This is a genomic window from Spirosoma spitsbergense DSM 19989, assembly GCF_000374085.1.
GTDB lineage: Bacteria > Bacteroidota > Bacteroidia > Cytophagales > Spirosomataceae > Spirosoma > Spirosoma spitsbergense.
In genome coordinates, this window is sequence record NZ_KB893413.1 from 1 (window position 1) to 15,801 (window position 15,801).

The window sequence follows — 15,801 nt, forward strand, 5'->3', positions numbered from 1 at the left end:
GTTCTGATTGACCAGCAAATAGTCCGAGTAGAGGTCAAAAATAGGGGATATAAACTCCATGAGCGCTTTTTGTGGTGTTTTTGAGTAAATTTAGAAAGAGGTTGCTACAGATAGATCAACCATGCGTAACATCAGTAAATAACAGTAACAACGGTTTCACAATGATCAGGGTAAGGTAAAAAACAGGGCTAGACAGGGTTCTTAATAGTCTACTTTCTGGTCGGTCGACTGTCCATTTTTGTGATCGCCCACCTCCAGTTCGCCGAAGTCGTTGCGGTAAAAGCGGTAATAGTCATTAGTGTAGCGGCTCGTGTACCGCCACCGCCGATAGGCATAGGTGTATCCAGCCGTCCAGTCTATCTTTACGGGGTAACACACCTGCCAGCCTACCCCCACGAAATTGTATTTGGTAGGCGGAGCAATCTGGATTTTCTGGAATGAAATGGTTGGTTCGGTGTACTGATGCGACACGGTCCAGTCGGCGTTGTATTTAGTGAAGTAGGCCCGTACCTCGGCTTCGGTGGGGGTGCCTTTAGCGGTATAAGAACCAGGTGGCCGATAAAAGGCCGACCCACAGACCAGAAGGATAATAAACAGGAGTGGTGCGTTCATGCGGCAGAGTGATTGAGATCCTCTGCAAAAGTGGATCGTTTTTAAAAAGCATATATACGGCATTTGCCGTATTTTTAGCACCTCTCTTCATACGCAACCTACAGGAGAATTGGCCCAACGCCGGACTGTTCTCCAACGTAGGAAATTACCACCAACAACGCAGCGAACCGCCACTAATGACATGATAAACATGAGCTACCTGAAAGGACACAATTACGAGACATTAGCAGGAATACGATGCCATACACTAAATCTGTTCATATCATAATGAATAAGTTTATCGCTACACCCTCACAAATAACGCCTTATCACTCTATGCCATTTCAGCCAATTACTTGTTTCAGTATAGTTTGGAGGAGGCTGTTGTGCGATGTACTACTGGTCGTTGAACCGGGAAGAGCAACGAGTGTAGATGAATATGGTTCGTAGTGTTGGCAACCGATTCTGAAGGTATAAAGCAATTTATATATTGAAAAACTTAGTGATTATCGGCGCATAGTACTGGTCAGCTTCACATAGGCAAGAAAGAGGCACCAATGGTTGCTTTCGTTCACACTTCCCTCCTACTCCAACCGGCTATTTTTGGCCATTAAAAGGGTAACTAATGCTATTTATTGGACTCCGTAATCGGCTGTTGATTAATGATTTGTCTCAAGATCAATCGTCAATGAAAACCGTTCATTTAAACGTCCGTTTTACTCTTCTCACTGAGAGGGAAATGAATGCCATTGTTCGAGTAAGAAATCGGCTAAGTCGGCACCGGCTTCTCGTTCCTCATCCGTTGCATTGTCTTCCAGATAACTGGATACGGTGATCTGAAACCCCTGCCCCAACAGCTCATTCGCCACCCGATTCCAGCGCTCAAATGCACGGCCATCTTTTGACAAGTCAGGAAATAACTCAATTCGTCGGCTACGCAGGGGTGCCAACCGGTCAGCATTCAAATACGACAACGCACCGACGGCCATCCAGATAAAGCCGGGAAAATAAGGCGTACTGATGACCGCCGTTTTGGGTGCTTCGACAATAGCAACCGGCTGATCGGCACCGGCGGTCAATAATTGGGGCAAGCCGAAGAGGCAAGGGGATTTTTGTACCTCATTTCGCTCATCCAGATAGGCCCTCAGCCAATCGGGATAGGGCTGGTTCAACTCATCACACCGCCTGGCATATGAGGAATGAATCCAGGTGGTCCGGCTTCGCTTCTCGCCCGCCTTTATCACGTATTTAACGGTGTGAAACGTATCATCAAACAGTTTAATCTGTCCACCCCGTATTCGCTGCCATTCATCAATATACCAGAACACACAGGCTCCCGGCCACCGTCCGGACGTGCCAATGTTGAACCGTTTTACCAACTCATCGGCCACTATATCCCCAAAATGACGGCCTATTAGCCGGGCAAACTGATTCCGCTCATAATGGCCCAACGACTGGGTAAATACCGCTTCCGGAATGGTGCAGAGGCTATGTTGAGGGACTGGGATGGTATTCTCAGTTTCTTTCGGTCGCAAAGATTTTGATGATTGGTCAAACACAACATCTACTACCCGTTCGGCCTGCTCAAGTCTAGCTCCTTCCAATTGCATCAGATGAGCAATGATGTCCTGTTTGCCGATACCCGCATGCTTCTCTCGGGCCGCCATTGTAAACCAGTCTTTTGGGATTGGACCGATAGAAGCCCTGGCTTTAAGCTGATCAAAATAAGACAAACCGGTTGCTCCTTTGTAGTATGGGTTGAGGTGATAGCCACAGTTTATTTCCCGGTCGCAACGGCCGTAAATTTCGGGTAGGGGTTCACCCGTCTGCGTGTCTATGTAGCGACTCAACGTTTTGCGGTGTTTAGGGCCGCAACTCGGACAATCAGATTTAATGGCTTTTTTGGGTAACTGATAACGGAACGTGTTGGCAAGCATAGACATAAAACATCAAATTTGTTTCCAACTAAATTTCGGGTTACGTTTTTTGCAATTTAAACCAAAAGCCGCTCTTTCCGGAACGTATGGACCGCAGTCCTATACGGTTGGCGTTTCCTGGCAGGGCCCCGCTCCGGCTTACCTGCCGCAATGCTTAAGTATCATACCTACCCAAAGCCCCCGGCCTGATCAGAGGGTGGGTTTGAGCATTCGCCCGCTACCGCTTACTTTCGGGTATGAAATACCTGCTTTGGGCTATGGTTCTGTTGACCGGGTGCGCTGGTTCGAGGTCTATATCTTCTGTCCCGGACGGTACGTATGCCGGTATACTACCCACCAAAAACGGCCTTGTTTTCTATCAGGCCACCGTAGCAAAGCAGGACGTAACACCAGTGACTGCCGACAGCAGGACGCGGGCCTGGCTCCAGACATCAGGCCGAGCCCTGAACGCTATAGAACAAAAGCCTATCCGGTACAAGACCGATTTGGTCTACCTGGCAGCCCTGCCCGGTCGCCGGTTTGCGGCTAATTTGGATACCGCTGAAGCGGTTATTCCCGCCCTTCACTTCTGGGTGACGGTCGACAATACCGGAGACAGTAGCCGGGTATTTGCCACCAATTTTGAGGTAATGGTTAGCAAGGGACGTTTCGAGTCAATTGAGCAGTATCCATACGCTCATCAGCCGGTGTGGCTGTCGATGTGGCTAGCGGACATCGACGCGGCCGTGACGGAAATGCTCCGCTCGCTGACGAACCAAATCACTCAGCCGGCTCCTCGATAAGACACGGGTAGCCACCTTCGTTAGGTCACGGTTATCATCTCCTTCCATTGGATGGTGTACCGGGGGGACATCCACTGCTGCCGGCCGCGGCCGTGCCGGGCATTCATCCGGTCCAGCGTTTTCATCCGCTCGTCGGGGCCACTGCTTCGGCCCCAACCCGAATTGCCCACTTCCTGGTAGGCGTAGCCAAACCGAAAGATAACGTGGAGGGCGGACACGGTATTCTCCGCCAGTTTGGAGGAAAACAAAAAGCGGTAACGGATAAGTACAAACTAACGGCTGAAACGGACGGGTTCGTTATCTTGCCATAAAACCCAACGTAACATACCCATGAAGACTTTTCGACTTGGCTTACTAAGCCTGGTACTGGCCGTCGTCTTATCGGATTGTAAGCAATCAGACCTCCCCCTTACTCCAGGCTCATCAATCCCTACCCGAGATAACAACCTGGCGCTGGGTAATCCATCGGGTGCTACCACAACCGACGTCAATAACTACCTGCTCGACAAACAGACCTACACCCTCAGCTATAATGCCGGGCGGGGCATCCCCAATTGGCCGGGCCGCCGGTGCGGTAAGCTGGCATCTGTCAAACGCCTGGAAGGGCAGCGCATCACGCTATAGCGGAAATTTCATTCCTGACACGTCGGTACCAGCTAGTGCCTACCCGGTCAAACACAGTGATTATACCAATACCGGCTTGGATCGGGGGCACTTGTGCCCCTCCGATGATCGGGATAGTACGGCAGAAGAGAATCGAACCACGTTTCTCTTGACCAACATCGTGCCCCAGGCTCCTCGGTTTAACAGGCAAAGCTGGCGACTCTTAGAAGAATATACACGCTCCATACTGGCGGATGGAAACGAGTGCTACGTCATTGCGGGCACGTATGGCCAGGGAGGGTCGGGCGATAACGGTACGCTGCAAACGCTGGCGGGCGGTAAGTTAACCGTGCCTTCAGCCTTATGGAAAGTGATCGTGGTGTTGCCGGTGGGCAGTAACGATGTACAACGCGTGGATACCCGGACCCGCATCATTGCGGTATGGACGGTTCGCCGCTGCGATGCCTAATACCAATGAGACGGGTGATCAGAAGTGGTCGGATTTTCGGGTAAGCGTGGACGCGATCGAGCAGCAAACGGGTTATGATCTGCTGTCTTCCCTGCCGGTGTCGACTCAACAGGTGCTGGAAGCGGGGACGGACAAAATTGCAGTCCAGTCAGTATACATAATTCCCCGTGCGTACTCAGAAAACCGGCTGATTGATTTTTGAACGGGACAGGGGTTTCCGCTTTAGAGTTGGAACCGCATCAGCACCTCAACAACCTGAATCATCTCTTCCGGCTTCCACATGTCGGGTTTGGCAATCCGTCGTCGCTGTTTGAGGTAGGGCATGTCGGCCTGCTGCATAATCAGGCCGATCCCTTTTGTTTTCTTTAACCGGGTGCTAAATGCCTGCTGAGCGTGACTGAAGTGGACCTGGATAATGAATGATCATCCGCGTCAGGCACTAACTGACGGGCTTTGTTTAGCACAGTCGTTCTTGGCAGCATTTATAATCTGCTCTTCAGCGGTTACTTAATGCTGTTCGATGCATTCTTGCAGAAATCTTATTAGTTGGCTATGCATAAAGCTCATAATTGGAGTTGGTGTTTTCTGTCGCCAACTGACTTCCAACGCACTCATGTAATGTATTCGGCTATCGATATAGACTAGGCTTATTGGTTGTTGGTGAAACTGTTGAATATAATTCATTAGCAAACGAGCCATCTGGCCATTACCCTCTCCAAAGGGGTGAAGCGTTAAGAGTTTAAAATGGGCCTCGAAAGACAGGTCGTATATCTGCCGTGGTGTTCTTACTCTTGTGATAGTGGAATTTACTTCTTTTAATAAGTTATCTATTGCTTTGGGTAGTTTATAGGCGTCGATTAGCACCCGCTTACCCGCCATATTACTATCAATGCGCAGTTCTCCTAAGTTACTATTATACTGACTTAATAAAGAATGAATAGGTCCGCCGGTTTGCCGCATTAGTGTAGAAGCTATGCTCTGAAGTGCAATACGGTTTAGAGGCTCCTTTTGAATAGCCATAGCCCGTACTTGCTGAAGAGCACTCATATAGTCAACAATCAACAACTGATCAGTTAAAGATTTATCAGTTAGTCTGATTCCTTTTTGGAGAAGACTCTGAACTTGGAGTAACGTTAGTGATCCTCCTTCGACACCAACAGAATGATGCGTATGTATAATATTTAGCGTATCGTTTGCTTCATTAGCCTTCAAGTCGCGAAACCGATTAAGCAATTGAGGCAGAGTAAGAATAGCGCTCATATGGATTACTAATTAATACTATCCCGTATCTCATGAAGCGGCTTTTCTACCTGATTTACTGTAATATTACTGGGTCAAGTTATTTCCATAAATGACAAAATTTGATGAGTTGAAGAAACGCTTTCCTAATCTGATTCCCGTTCAGGAATTAAGGTCAAACGTGTCTATTATCGAACTGGCCATACACTATGGCTATTCGCTGAAATTGGATAAAGGGAAAGCTCGACCTGTTCTGGAGAATGTAGCCCATAACGACGTAATCCTCATCAAGAACGCTCAGAATGCCAGCCAACAGGTCTATCAGCGGGTTGGTAATTTCACAGATTCCGGGACAATTATCAATTTCATTCGCAACCGATTAGCAACCGTCTTTTCTAAATTTAACCGCTCCGGCGAAGATGAATTTAAAAATATTGTGAGTGTCCTTTACGATTACTTACGTATTGACCCTGAACAAGTTGATTTAAACAGACGGGCGACCGAACAGCTAGTTGAGAGAAAGCTTAAGCCACTCTTTTCCTTAGACTTATTTGAACTTAGGCCACTGGAAAATGACAACTATTTAAAGACTCGTCATATCAGTTTAGAAACTATTAATAGCCTTGAGTTTATTAATAGAATCGCTACTCAAATCACGTATTTTGATCCTCAAAAACATCAGATAGTAGACTTTAATGCCGTAAAAGACAATCCTCAGCAAAACTACATTCTGTTTTCAAATGTTGCCTTTCCGTATTATGATGGGGTATCAACGGAAGTGACTGGTTTAGAAATTCGGAATGAGAATGTGAAACTGCATGCACCGGGTAGCGATAAAACATCTAGCGTCTTCGTGTCGAATCTGCCCCCAAAAGCGGAGCAATTTTTTATTCTGGAAAGCGCTATTGATGCACTTTCCCATAAGCAGTTACGGAGTTTACACGGAGATACTAAATTTAACTCGGTGTATTTTTCTACAGGTGGCCATATTACACCCGAGCAAGTCAACAGCATAACTCAGTATATCAACACAAGCACTAAAGCACCCGCCTGGAAAATTAACCTGGCGTTTGATAATGATGCAAAAGGCTATCTGTATGATCTACAATTCATTCAACAACTATTGGTCACAAAATTTCCGCTTCGTTCTGTATCTGTAGGACAATATATGATCGGCTTGGCATTACCTACTCAGGAAACCTACAGAGCCTTCCGAGAAGATCTACTTGATCGTATTGAAGCCTATAATGAAATGATCTTAAGCCAACGGACACTATCGTTTAGTACCAATACAACTGAATCAACAAATTTATTAATCTCTATCAACCAAACCACGGACCAAATAATGCTCAGTCTTCCAGAGACTAATTTACCTCTATCCTATTTCACCAAAAGCTTATTAGAACTAAGTGGGCTTAACAAACGGATTTGTATTAACAAATCGACTACAAAAGACTTCAACCAAGATTTACAACAGGAAATTCTAACAACTTCTGATATGGGGAATTGATCATTTTGAGTTTGCTTGAAGGCTTCTCAACAGATTACTCCCCTACTCGTTCTTGAATTGATCCTTATGCAAGATAGCCCAAAGTGACAAGCTGTCACTTTGGGCTATCTTCTTTTTCTTTCAATGAGTGTAAACTATAAAATTAGTTATATTATCTGATTTTACAAGCAAAGCGACAGCTTGTCACTTTGCTTATAAAATGGCGAGTAATTCATTGGTTTTCTGTAGGATACGTTCGCAAGATTTACGGGAAAGTGTTCCAGCAGCTAATTCTCGAATCGCAGTTTCAAGTTTTTTTACGCGGTCCTCCCCTACTGTTTTTTGACTTGTTTTAACTGATAAGTTCGCATCATCAACTATTGCATTGGACTCAACTGAATTAGATTTGGCTATCGCTTCAATAGCTGATCGAGCGATCTTTTTCCTTCCCGATAGAATCTCCTGTTTTTGGTCAGGGTTTAGCTTGTTTAAACCTGCGGCAAAATCCCCATCCCGCTTAATGGTACGACTACTAACACCATACTCTTCCCCTAGCGCAATAGAAACATCAACTATAGAAGTAGTTGATGTTTTATTTCCACCCCGAACCGTCTTTTGTTGTAAATATCGTAAACCTCTTAGATAAGCGATTTGCTCAGTTGAAAGATTACGTCTCCCTAACTGAAAGTCGATCATGTAATCCTTGGCCTCGTCTAAGTTGGTAAATCGCACCAAGTTTATCCGGTAATCCAATTTATGTTCTTGACTGATTCGGTACCGATTGTGACCGTCAATAAGGATGTAAACTGGCCGATTTTCCTCATCAAAGTTTACTACCGTTGAGGTCGTTTCCCAAACTGTCAACGGATCTTTTACCCCGTGTTTGAGGATATTTTGCTGTAGTTGACTATATTCCTCCTCAGCGAGGGGCGGAATTAAATCTCTAAGCTGATCAAGAACCTGAATCTGGCTCTTTATATTTTCCTCGGTCGATAAAAGGGATGTCGGTAGGGTAGAGGTCTTCTCGCGCATCGAACTCATGAAGTCCTTTTTCATATCAGATTGTCATTATTTCAGTGGCAAGATGATGATACTGCTGCCAAGAGACTGATTTGTTCGAGTATGTGTACAAATCTTCCTTGGCAACCTGAGACTGCTTAATTACAGTCGATACCTCAATGATCGCTTCGTAAATGGGAAAGTTTCGGTAGGTATCCCGAATATGAGTCATCATGCTTTTATGAATACTCTGATTCTTATGCACCATCGTAAACACAATTCCTTTCACTGACAAAGTAGGATTAATGTATTTGCGAACCTCAGCTATTCGATTAAACAGGCTTTCTACGCCGTGGTAGGCACTGGCCTCGGGTTGAATCGGCACTACGCAATAATTCGATGCTACGAGCGAGCAGGTTGTACAAATTCCCAAGCTAGGCGGGCAATCAATGAGAATATAATCAAACTTATCCCGTTCATCTTCCAGCTTTAATGCCAATCGGCGATCGGCTCCAATAGAATTAGCCAATTCTGATTCCCTGTACGCCATTCGTATATCGGAAGGGGAAAGAAATAAGCTAGGGGAAATCTCAACCATAGGTAAGTCCGCTCCGGTTAGCAAGGCATCAATTACTTGTTCATCCGGGTCATGAATACCAAAGCACTGGGACAAATTACCCTGCGAATCCATATCAACGAGTAAAACCCGGTTTCCGAGTAAACTTAAAGCTTTCCCAACGTTAATAGTCGTCGTGGTTTTACCCACACCGCCTTTATGATTCACAATCGAAATCACTTTGGCTTTATCAAAAAGGGCTTCTGAATAGCCATACTTTCGTACCGCTTCGTCTAAAGCAGGCAAGTGTTTCGCCGGAATATCTTTTTGATCAGAAAGTGCCTTATGCAGCGTCTTAGAGGGAATACCCGATTCCTTTTCAATCTGTGACAGATTTAAGGCGGGTTTGGAACGCAGGAACCGAACTAGTTTGTCCTGGTTAATCATGAGTTTAAGGATAAAATTTTATCTTTTGTAAAAGTATAAAGAACTTCTTTTATCCAAAACAAAATTTAAACTTTTCTTTTTATATACGTCTAATTATTTAAATGATTGAAACATAGGCGATTATTTAAAATAATCTCAGAATTTACATCGTACTTCAAAAGATAGATAACCCTTAGCACCAACATCAAAACAGCCGAATAGGAGGGAGGCCACTTTGGTGGGCTTTTGTGTGGAAGATATTATTCTAAACCATTAAATACTAATGGCTGAAGGCGTTCAATGGCTTGAAAAAATGGGCCGTACATAACTGGATTTTGAATATTCTCGAAAAGGGATAGCGTATCATTATAAAATCTTCCAAACATGCCTGATTGCATGTGCTGCCGAACAGATTCATGCCACTCGGGGTGGTCAATCATCAGTTGGCAAGCTAATTGGTGTTTCGTGTCGGTAAGCACCTGCAATTTGGCATCTTCAATGGCCTGCCGCTGGCGGGCTTGCACCTGTTCTTTAACTTGCTTCTTTACCTGATCTATCTGTGTATCAGCAACATCGTCAGAAGCTGGCAATGGCGTATTGATCATTTTCTGTATATAGCCCGCTACATTTTTTATTACCGTCCCTTGCCTTATTTGCTTCAAAGTGTAGCTGATAGCGGAACGTACTTGATCTTCCGATGTTTTTTGAAGCCAGTTCATTACCACTTCACGTCTAACAAACTGCGCAACAGAAGCATACAATTGATCAGCAATATGCTCAATTACAGAATCATTAGCTCCAATTTTAACTTCTTGCTCTTCATTCGTAAGCTTATTCGCCTCTCTACTCTTACTGACTGAGATAGTAGGTTTGGCCGTTGGCAGAAGGGGTGAGGCTTGGGTAGACATATGAAAGATAACAGCGGCAACTTTGCGGTTACTACGTTCTTCTTTCATTTCATTAACACGAATATTCGTAAATGTATTTAGGTCATTACAAGCTCTAAGCAATACTTTTTGCTTAAAATTTCCGTAAAGCGGATATTCTTTTTCACCAATTTCAAGGACATCTCGAAGCCGCTCCACCGTATAGCGAATGGAGGTCTTTTTTAAGTTCATCTGATGACGTAGCATCATATACAGACGAATAGAAAACTGACTATGCACTCCTGAAAGATTACGTACGTCAAATTCAAGGTACTCCGAGCGAAGTTGAAGCAAATACGGTTTTAATTCAGGATGAAAAGTAACACGAATCGATTCAGACTTAGTATTGCCAATTTGCGAACTAGCACTAGTTAGAAAGGGAATAACTGTACGATACCGGTTACCATCTTCCTTGGTATGATAAAGTACCATTGTTTTGTTTACCAGCCGTTCCGCTGCATCTTTTATGCTTTCGTAACTGCGCCCGTCCCGACTTAAACTAAATAACCGGATAATGTCTGCAACGCGTAATTCATATTCACAGAAGGTTACGTCATCTGGACTAATCATGGTAAGCATTGTGAAAAACACACGGAATTCTACTACGTCCATGCGGTACGTAGCCTCTACGATACCATTCCTACCCGCTTTCATTCGGGCGATTGTTCGTTCACCTATATCCGAGCGTCTTCGTAATGTAGTCTCCTTCGCCATACCACTAAATATACTTTAAAACTGTATCAACTTACGCAAATATGATTGGACTACAAAAATTTTGAGCTGACTTTTAAACACTGTTTTACCCTAATTTTTCAATTTTTCGGGCATACGTGTTTTAAGTTATAATTACGTGTTACTGGTTATAGTTGAGAAGTGAGCACAGCAAGACCGAGTGTTTTTTCACACCTAGTTTTATATAAATACAAGAAAACTGATGGCATAAGCTAGCTTTTTTAACTTATAGGGTACACAAACTCATGAATATTAGCCCAACCTGCCCTTTAGTGAATGCGAGATATAAGTTATAAATCTATGTGAATTAGGTTATGTTTAAACGAGAATCAGGTTATATAACTACGAGATATAAGTTATATACAAACGTGGTATAAGTTATATTTAGACGTGTTATAGGTTATATTGTTATTATTAATCATTTGACTTTCAGTGTGTTAACTGCGGTTAAAAATAAACATAAAGAAAGTAATTAAAAGCAACACACTAAAGAATTTACGTATGTGTTATCCGAAAATATTTCTGTTATTATTAGTGAAAAGTGACGATTCAACGGTAAGAATTCAGATCAATAAAACTGCGTAATGGCTGCGTGTTATAGGTTATAGTTGAAGTTGGTGAAGTTAGTTATCTAGTGTGAAATGACTGCTTTTTGGATCAGGCTTCACATTTAAGCGGTCGAAGAGTTCTTGCTATATGATCTTTACCCCTTTGCTAAGGGCTACCGTTACACAGAAGTCTATTAAGTTGGTCTTTTGTAGAAAGTTTCATGTTAACGCTCCTTTCGTGACATTGAGGTCCGCACTCTTAAACCCAAACAATTAATTAGTACGTTTCAGTAAGACCATTCAACCGATTAAGTCAGCCGTTTTAAGACGGCGTACACATTCGGTATATGCCACTGGCTGTCTACCCGATAAGTTGGGATCTGCTGCCGGTTCAACTCGTCCCTGATTGCTCGAACCGTCTTGAAACCCGCTGCCTGAAGACGTTCAATGGTTGGACGTAGACGCTCGGCAAACGCCACTGCTGCTGTCGCATTCTGGTGGCTCAACACGTCTTTACCGTACTTCCCCAACTGTACTCCACGGCGTTTAGCGGCCCCTAACGCGTCCTTCGTGCGAGTACTGATCTGCTCCCGCTCATGCTCAGCAAAAGCAGCCAGTAAGTGCACCATCAGCCGGTTTGCATGGGGGTTATCAACAGCCTTAAAATCAACCCGGCTTTCCATCAGATTAGAGATAAAGGCAACGTTTCGGCCTAGCCGGTCAAGCTTGGCTATAATTAAAGTTGCCTTTTCCCTACGGCACTGAGTAAGGGCAGCTACTAGCTGTGGCCGTTGATTCTTCTTTCCACTCTCAATCTCGGTAAAGGTTGAAACAACGCTGTAGCCTTCCTGCTGGGCAAATTGACTCACAGCGTTGGCTTGGGCTTCTAAAACAAGTCCACTCTTGCCCTGACGGTCGGTCGATACCCGGTAATAGGCGATGGCGATCTTCATAGTAGATAAAGCGAAAAAGCAGCTTTTGTTACTATACATACGAACGTTTGTATAGTAACAAACTAAATGTGAACTGACTTAATAACCCTAACTTATCCAAATATGTGAATAACATTTCGTGTATGCTTAAATATTATCTAGTAATCAACGTGTTATACCTAATCAAAAAATGATTAGAATTTTACTATTCGGCACTTATTGCTATAATACGGATATTTACGGACGCATTGGCTAGTTTAAGTAAATTCGTTACTCAGTATCGTTCAACTATTCACGCCCTAGATCTAAGAATTTGAAAAATCTTCTAAGCCCGCTTCGTTATCCAGGTGGCAAAAGTGTATTGGGCAAATTCTTGGCGGATGTCATCTTAGTGAATAATCTTCAGGGTGGGACTTACTACGAATTATACTGTGGGGGGGCAGGTGCTGCACTTTATCTTTTAGACAATCGTATTGTTAACAATATTGTCATCAACGATGCTGATTACAGAATTTACGCTTTTTGGCGTTCAGTTTTAAACAATACTGATCAATTCATTCAGCAGATTGAAACTTGCGTTCTAACTGTTCCTGAATGGAGATATTACAAGGCTATTTATGATAATGCAACCCCCAACTCAGATACATTTGAAGTAGGGTATGCCACTTTTTACCTAAACAGAACTAGTCGTTCAGGTATTCTACATAATTCAGGACCTATTGGTGGATATCAGCAGGTTGGTAATTACTTAATTGACGCCCGCTTTTATAAACAGACTCTTATTAGCCGTATAGCTGCTATTGCCGAACGAGTAAACAGTATTCAAATTCATAACGACTCGGCAGAAAACTTTATTCAGCAATTTGCCCAATTGGAGAATAACAATAATGCATTTTTTTATTTGGACCCTCCTTACTTTCACAAAGGCAAAAAACTTTATTTGAACAATTATTCGCCTAATGAACACTTACAATTAGCGAATTTGATTCGGCTTCATCCAGGTATCAATTGGCTCATATCTTACGATAATGCTGTTGAAATAAGAGACATTTACCAACCGTTCCGAATGGCCTCCTTCAATCTTCGTTATAGTTTACAAAACAAACGTATTGGCTCTGAACTGATGGTTTTTTCGGATACGCTAATAATTCCTCCCGTTGACGAAGATCAGTTAGTACCCAATAATCTCGTCTTTCTAAATTAGATCCTTAACCCATACCAGATGGTACCAGAGATTACTGTAACCTCACTCGGCCAATTTATGGTTGAAGTCGAAACCATGTCAACGGCCAATAATATTATTTGGTATCGAGGAGCTTCTAATATTAATTATAAGCTTTTACCCACTCTATATAGGCATCCTACCATTGTCGATTCAACTGTTCTCATCAATCAAGAAAGTGAGATTTTAAAACGATTCAAACAACGCAGTTTACCTTACATAACTAGAACAACGACTGATGATTGGGATTTCTTTTTTCTAATGCAACATTTCGGTGTCCCCACTCGTCTCCTAGATTGGACAGAAAACCCATTCGTTGCGTTGTATTTCGCATTATCAGGGGCTAGTCTAGACGCGCATGGTAATTATCCACATGACGTAGTTGTCTGGGAGCTTGTTCCTGACAGTTGGAATACAAAATCATTAGAAGACATTTCGATTACAACCGTCATTGATCCTGACGATTCGTTAATGGGCGGTTATGATAATAAATCCAATATTGCACGTATACGAAAGCAGTCAGTCGCAGTTTATGGAAATTACAATAGTGTACGGATTGTGGCTCAGAAAGGCGCTTTCGTGCTATTTGGAAAAGAAATAATTGCTATGGAAGAGGTCTACAATCGAGATATGTACCCACCAGATTGTCTTAAGAAAATTATTATACCCAGTACGCATATTGGCACCATGATGTCTTCTCTGTCGAGGATCGGTATAACAGATTCAGTTATCTTTCCAGATTTGGAAGGTTTGGCAAAAGAAATCAAACGAGCATTTAAATATAAAGTTTAGTCAACTGCTTATGCTACAGGTTAGACAAATTGAAAACTTATATACAATTGAGCGTTGGTACGTTTTACGGGATCGGATTGATTTTGATCCAACCTATCAACGTAAAACAGATATATGGCGTCTGCAGATGAAGCAACTCTTCATTAATACCATTTTGAATGATTATGATTTCCCTAAAATATACCTAGCTGACTTTAGTGGTGGTAGCAATTCGTTGAACGAGAATAAAAAGCAGTACGCAGTAATTGACGGTAAACAACGACTCAGCACCATATTTGGGTTTATGGAAAATCAGTTTGCTTTGGACGCTACGCCTATTTATTACGAGAACCAAATCATTGATGCTAAAGATTGCAATTTTGAGCGACTCCTATATACACACCCTTTCTTAGTTAAACGATTCGAGAACTACATACCCACTGTTATGGGGGTGCAATCCGACCGACCAGAAGACATATTCGAGATGTTTATTCGCTTAAATATTAATGTGTCTATTTCAGGTGCAGAGCGACGTAATGCTTTACCTGGCCCTGTGCCAATCATTATTCGCAAAATTGCACTTCACCCCTTTTTACAAGAAAGTGCTCGCTTTGTTTTAAACAGCAAGAATTCTAAAGACAGAGGACAGGATTTAAATGCAGCAGCTAAAATTCTATCGATCGAATTAAGTGGGGGAAAAGCCGTTTCCATTAAGAAATCAGATTTAGATATGATGGTTAACCGGCATATAAGAACAGAGGAATCGTTTTTTGATCTGTCCGTTGAACGTGCTAATGAAAATCTTAGTAAACTTAATCAAGTTTTTAATAAGAACGATTTTTTATTAGAAGCTCAAACTCAATTTGCAGTCTATTATTTATTTATTAAGTTCTGCTTTAATCAAGAAAATTTGAGCCTCATACATCCCTTTCTAATAGTTTTTGAGAAAGAAAGGACGCATGTTAAAAAAGTGTTACGAAGTAGAGGAATTGGCCAATCAACCTTTATCAATGAACCCTTGAATGAAGATTTTTTAAGTTATAATTCGTTTATACGCTCTCCAGACGATAAAACTAGTATTGATGGTATGGTTAACTTATTAGTTAAGTACTTTAAGGTTTTTAAAGAGAAGGGGACACTACAAGCGGATCACTAAGTGTTTTGATAAAAATGAATTACAAACGTGCAAATAGTTTACAATACTTTTTCTCATAAAATTTACTAAAGTGTGGAATATTATAATCAAAGTCTTATTAAAAACTAACTCATGCATCAATAACTATACTCATGGGTGCATTTCAAAAATACCAGTATCTTGTTGACATAGCCTCAAAAAGCCCTTGTTCCCATGACCAGAGAAGAATTACATGCCCTCGTTGATGCCCGGTATGATGAGTTTCAAGCTTTGCAACAACAACCTAATTTCCTGGCCTACGAAGAGAAATTTGCCCATATCATGACCGATCTGGGTAAAGATATATTGCAGACCTCAATGGGGCCAACCCCGGTGAACCCCCGAAAAAAAATACTACACAAACCCGATTCGGAAAAATAGATATTGCACATAATCACCGCTTTA

17 protein-coding genes are annotated in these 15,801 nt (G+C 42.7%); 9 read left to right on the forward strand and 8 right to left on the reverse strand.

Going from position 1 to position 15,801, the window contains the following annotated elements:
* Positions 1–201: 201 nt before the first annotated feature.
* Positions 202–612, reverse strand: coding sequence for a hypothetical protein (locus B157_RS0105005; RefSeq protein WP_020602280.1), 411 nt, complete (start codon positions 610–612; stop codon positions 202–204).
* A 704-nt stretch (positions 613–1,316) separates the two neighbouring features.
* Positions 1,317–2,534: a DUF6371 domain-containing protein gene (locus B157_RS0105010; protein ID WP_245565028.1), complete on the reverse strand. Its 1,218-nt coding sequence runs from the start codon at positions 2,532–2,534 to the stop codon at positions 1,317–1,319.
* A 230-nt stretch (positions 2,535–2,764) separates the two neighbouring features.
* Here B157_RS0105010 and B157_RS0105015 point away from each other — a divergent pair, with 230 nt between their 5' ends.
* Complete coding sequence (locus B157_RS0105015) at positions 2,765–3,310, forward strand: hypothetical protein (protein WP_020602282.1); 546 nt, start codon at positions 2,765–2,767, stop codon at positions 3,308–3,310.
* A 20-nt stretch (positions 3,311–3,330) separates the two neighbouring features.
* On the opposite strand, the gene B157_RS38040 is transcribed toward B157_RS0105015, so the two are convergent.
* The gene (locus tag B157_RS38040) at positions 3,331–3,558 is read right to left on the reverse strand and encodes a DUF4113 domain-containing protein (RefSeq protein WP_157618311.1); all 228 of its coding nucleotides are present in this window, start codon (positions 3,556–3,558) and stop codon (positions 3,331–3,333) included.
* Between the two features lie 82 nt (positions 3,559–3,640).
* Between B157_RS38040 and B157_RS40220 the strand changes: the two genes are divergently transcribed.
* From B157_RS40220 to B157_RS40230, 3 genes are read left to right on the forward strand one after another with little or no spacing between them, the layout of a single operon-like run.
* Complete coding sequence (locus B157_RS40220) at positions 3,641–3,934, forward strand: hypothetical protein (protein WP_342664687.1); 294 nt, start codon at positions 3,641–3,643, stop codon at positions 3,932–3,934.
* Entirely contained in the window at positions 3,843–4,382 is a 540-nt protein-coding gene (locus B157_RS40225; RefSeq protein ID WP_342664688.1) for a DNA/RNA non-specific endonuclease, read from the forward strand. Before B157_RS40220 ends, B157_RS40225 begins: the two co-directional genes overlap by 92 nt.
* Positions 4,375–4,584 (forward strand): hypothetical protein, encoded by a 210-nt coding sequence (locus B157_RS40230; RefSeq protein ID WP_342664689.1) that lies wholly within the window; start codon positions 4,375–4,377, stop codon positions 4,582–4,584. The genes B157_RS40225 and B157_RS40230 overlap by 8 nt, the downstream gene beginning before the upstream one ends.
* A gap of 305 nt (positions 4,585–4,889) precedes the next feature.
* On the opposite strand, the gene B157_RS0105035 is transcribed toward B157_RS40230, so the two are convergent.
* A complete protein-coding gene (locus tag B157_RS0105035; protein WP_020602285.1) occupies positions 4,890–5,642 on the reverse strand; it encodes a Fic family protein in 753 nt (250 codons plus the stop codon).
* 91 nt (positions 5,643–5,733) lie between these two features.
* Here B157_RS0105035 and B157_RS0105040 point away from each other — a divergent pair, with 91 nt between their 5' ends.
* Entirely contained in the window at positions 5,734–7,131 is a 1,398-nt protein-coding gene (locus B157_RS0105040; protein ID WP_020602286.1) for a toprim domain-containing protein, read from the forward strand.
* Between the two features lie 192 nt (positions 7,132–7,323).
* On the opposite strand, the gene B157_RS0105045 is transcribed toward B157_RS0105040, so the two are convergent.
* The 4 genes from B157_RS0105045 to B157_RS0105060 all read right to left on the reverse strand — a co-directional run bounded on the left by B157_RS0105045 (position 7,324) and on the right by B157_RS0105060 (position 12,250).
* Positions 7,324–8,166, reverse strand: a complete 843-nt coding sequence (locus B157_RS0105045) for a ParB N-terminal domain-containing protein (protein ID WP_020602287.1) — start codon at positions 8,164–8,166, stop codon at positions 7,324–7,326.
* A 1-nt stretch (position 8,167) separates the two neighbouring features.
* Entirely contained in the window at positions 8,168–9,112 is a 945-nt protein-coding gene (locus B157_RS0105050; protein ID WP_020602288.1) for a ParA family protein, read from the reverse strand.
* A gap of 239 nt (positions 9,113–9,351) precedes the next feature.
* Positions 9,352–10,731, reverse strand: a complete 1,380-nt coding sequence (locus B157_RS0105055) for a RepB family plasmid replication initiator protein (protein WP_084761762.1) — start codon at positions 10,729–10,731, stop codon at positions 9,352–9,354.
* A gap of 874 nt (positions 10,732–11,605) precedes the next feature.
* Complete coding sequence (locus B157_RS0105060; protein ID WP_020602290.1) at positions 11,606–12,250, reverse strand: recombinase family protein; 645 nt, start codon at positions 12,248–12,250, stop codon at positions 11,606–11,608.
* Between the two features lie 292 nt (positions 12,251–12,542).
* Between B157_RS0105060 and B157_RS0105065 the strand changes: the two genes are divergently transcribed.
* The 4 genes from B157_RS0105065 to B157_RS0105080 all read left to right on the forward strand — a co-directional run bounded on the left by B157_RS0105065 (position 12,543) and on the right by B157_RS0105080 (position 15,777).
* Positions 12,543–13,433: a DNA adenine methylase gene (locus B157_RS0105065; protein WP_026308501.1), complete on the forward strand. Its 891-nt coding sequence runs from the start codon at positions 12,543–12,545 to the stop codon at positions 13,431–13,433.
* Positions 13,434–13,451: 18 nt separating this feature from the next.
* A complete protein-coding gene (locus B157_RS36700; protein WP_020602292.1) occupies positions 13,452–14,243 on the forward strand; it encodes an FRG domain-containing protein in 792 nt (263 codons plus the stop codon).
* A 10-nt stretch (positions 14,244–14,253) separates the two neighbouring features.
* Positions 14,254–15,378 (forward strand): DUF262 domain-containing protein, encoded by a 1,125-nt coding sequence (locus B157_RS0105075; RefSeq protein ID WP_020602293.1) that lies wholly within the window; start codon positions 14,254–14,256, stop codon positions 15,376–15,378.
* Between the two features lie 192 nt (positions 15,379–15,570).
* A complete protein-coding gene (locus B157_RS0105080; RefSeq protein WP_020602294.1) occupies positions 15,571–15,777 on the forward strand; it encodes a hypothetical protein in 207 nt (68 codons plus the stop codon).
* The last annotated feature ends 24 nt before the right edge of the window (positions 15,778–15,801 follow it).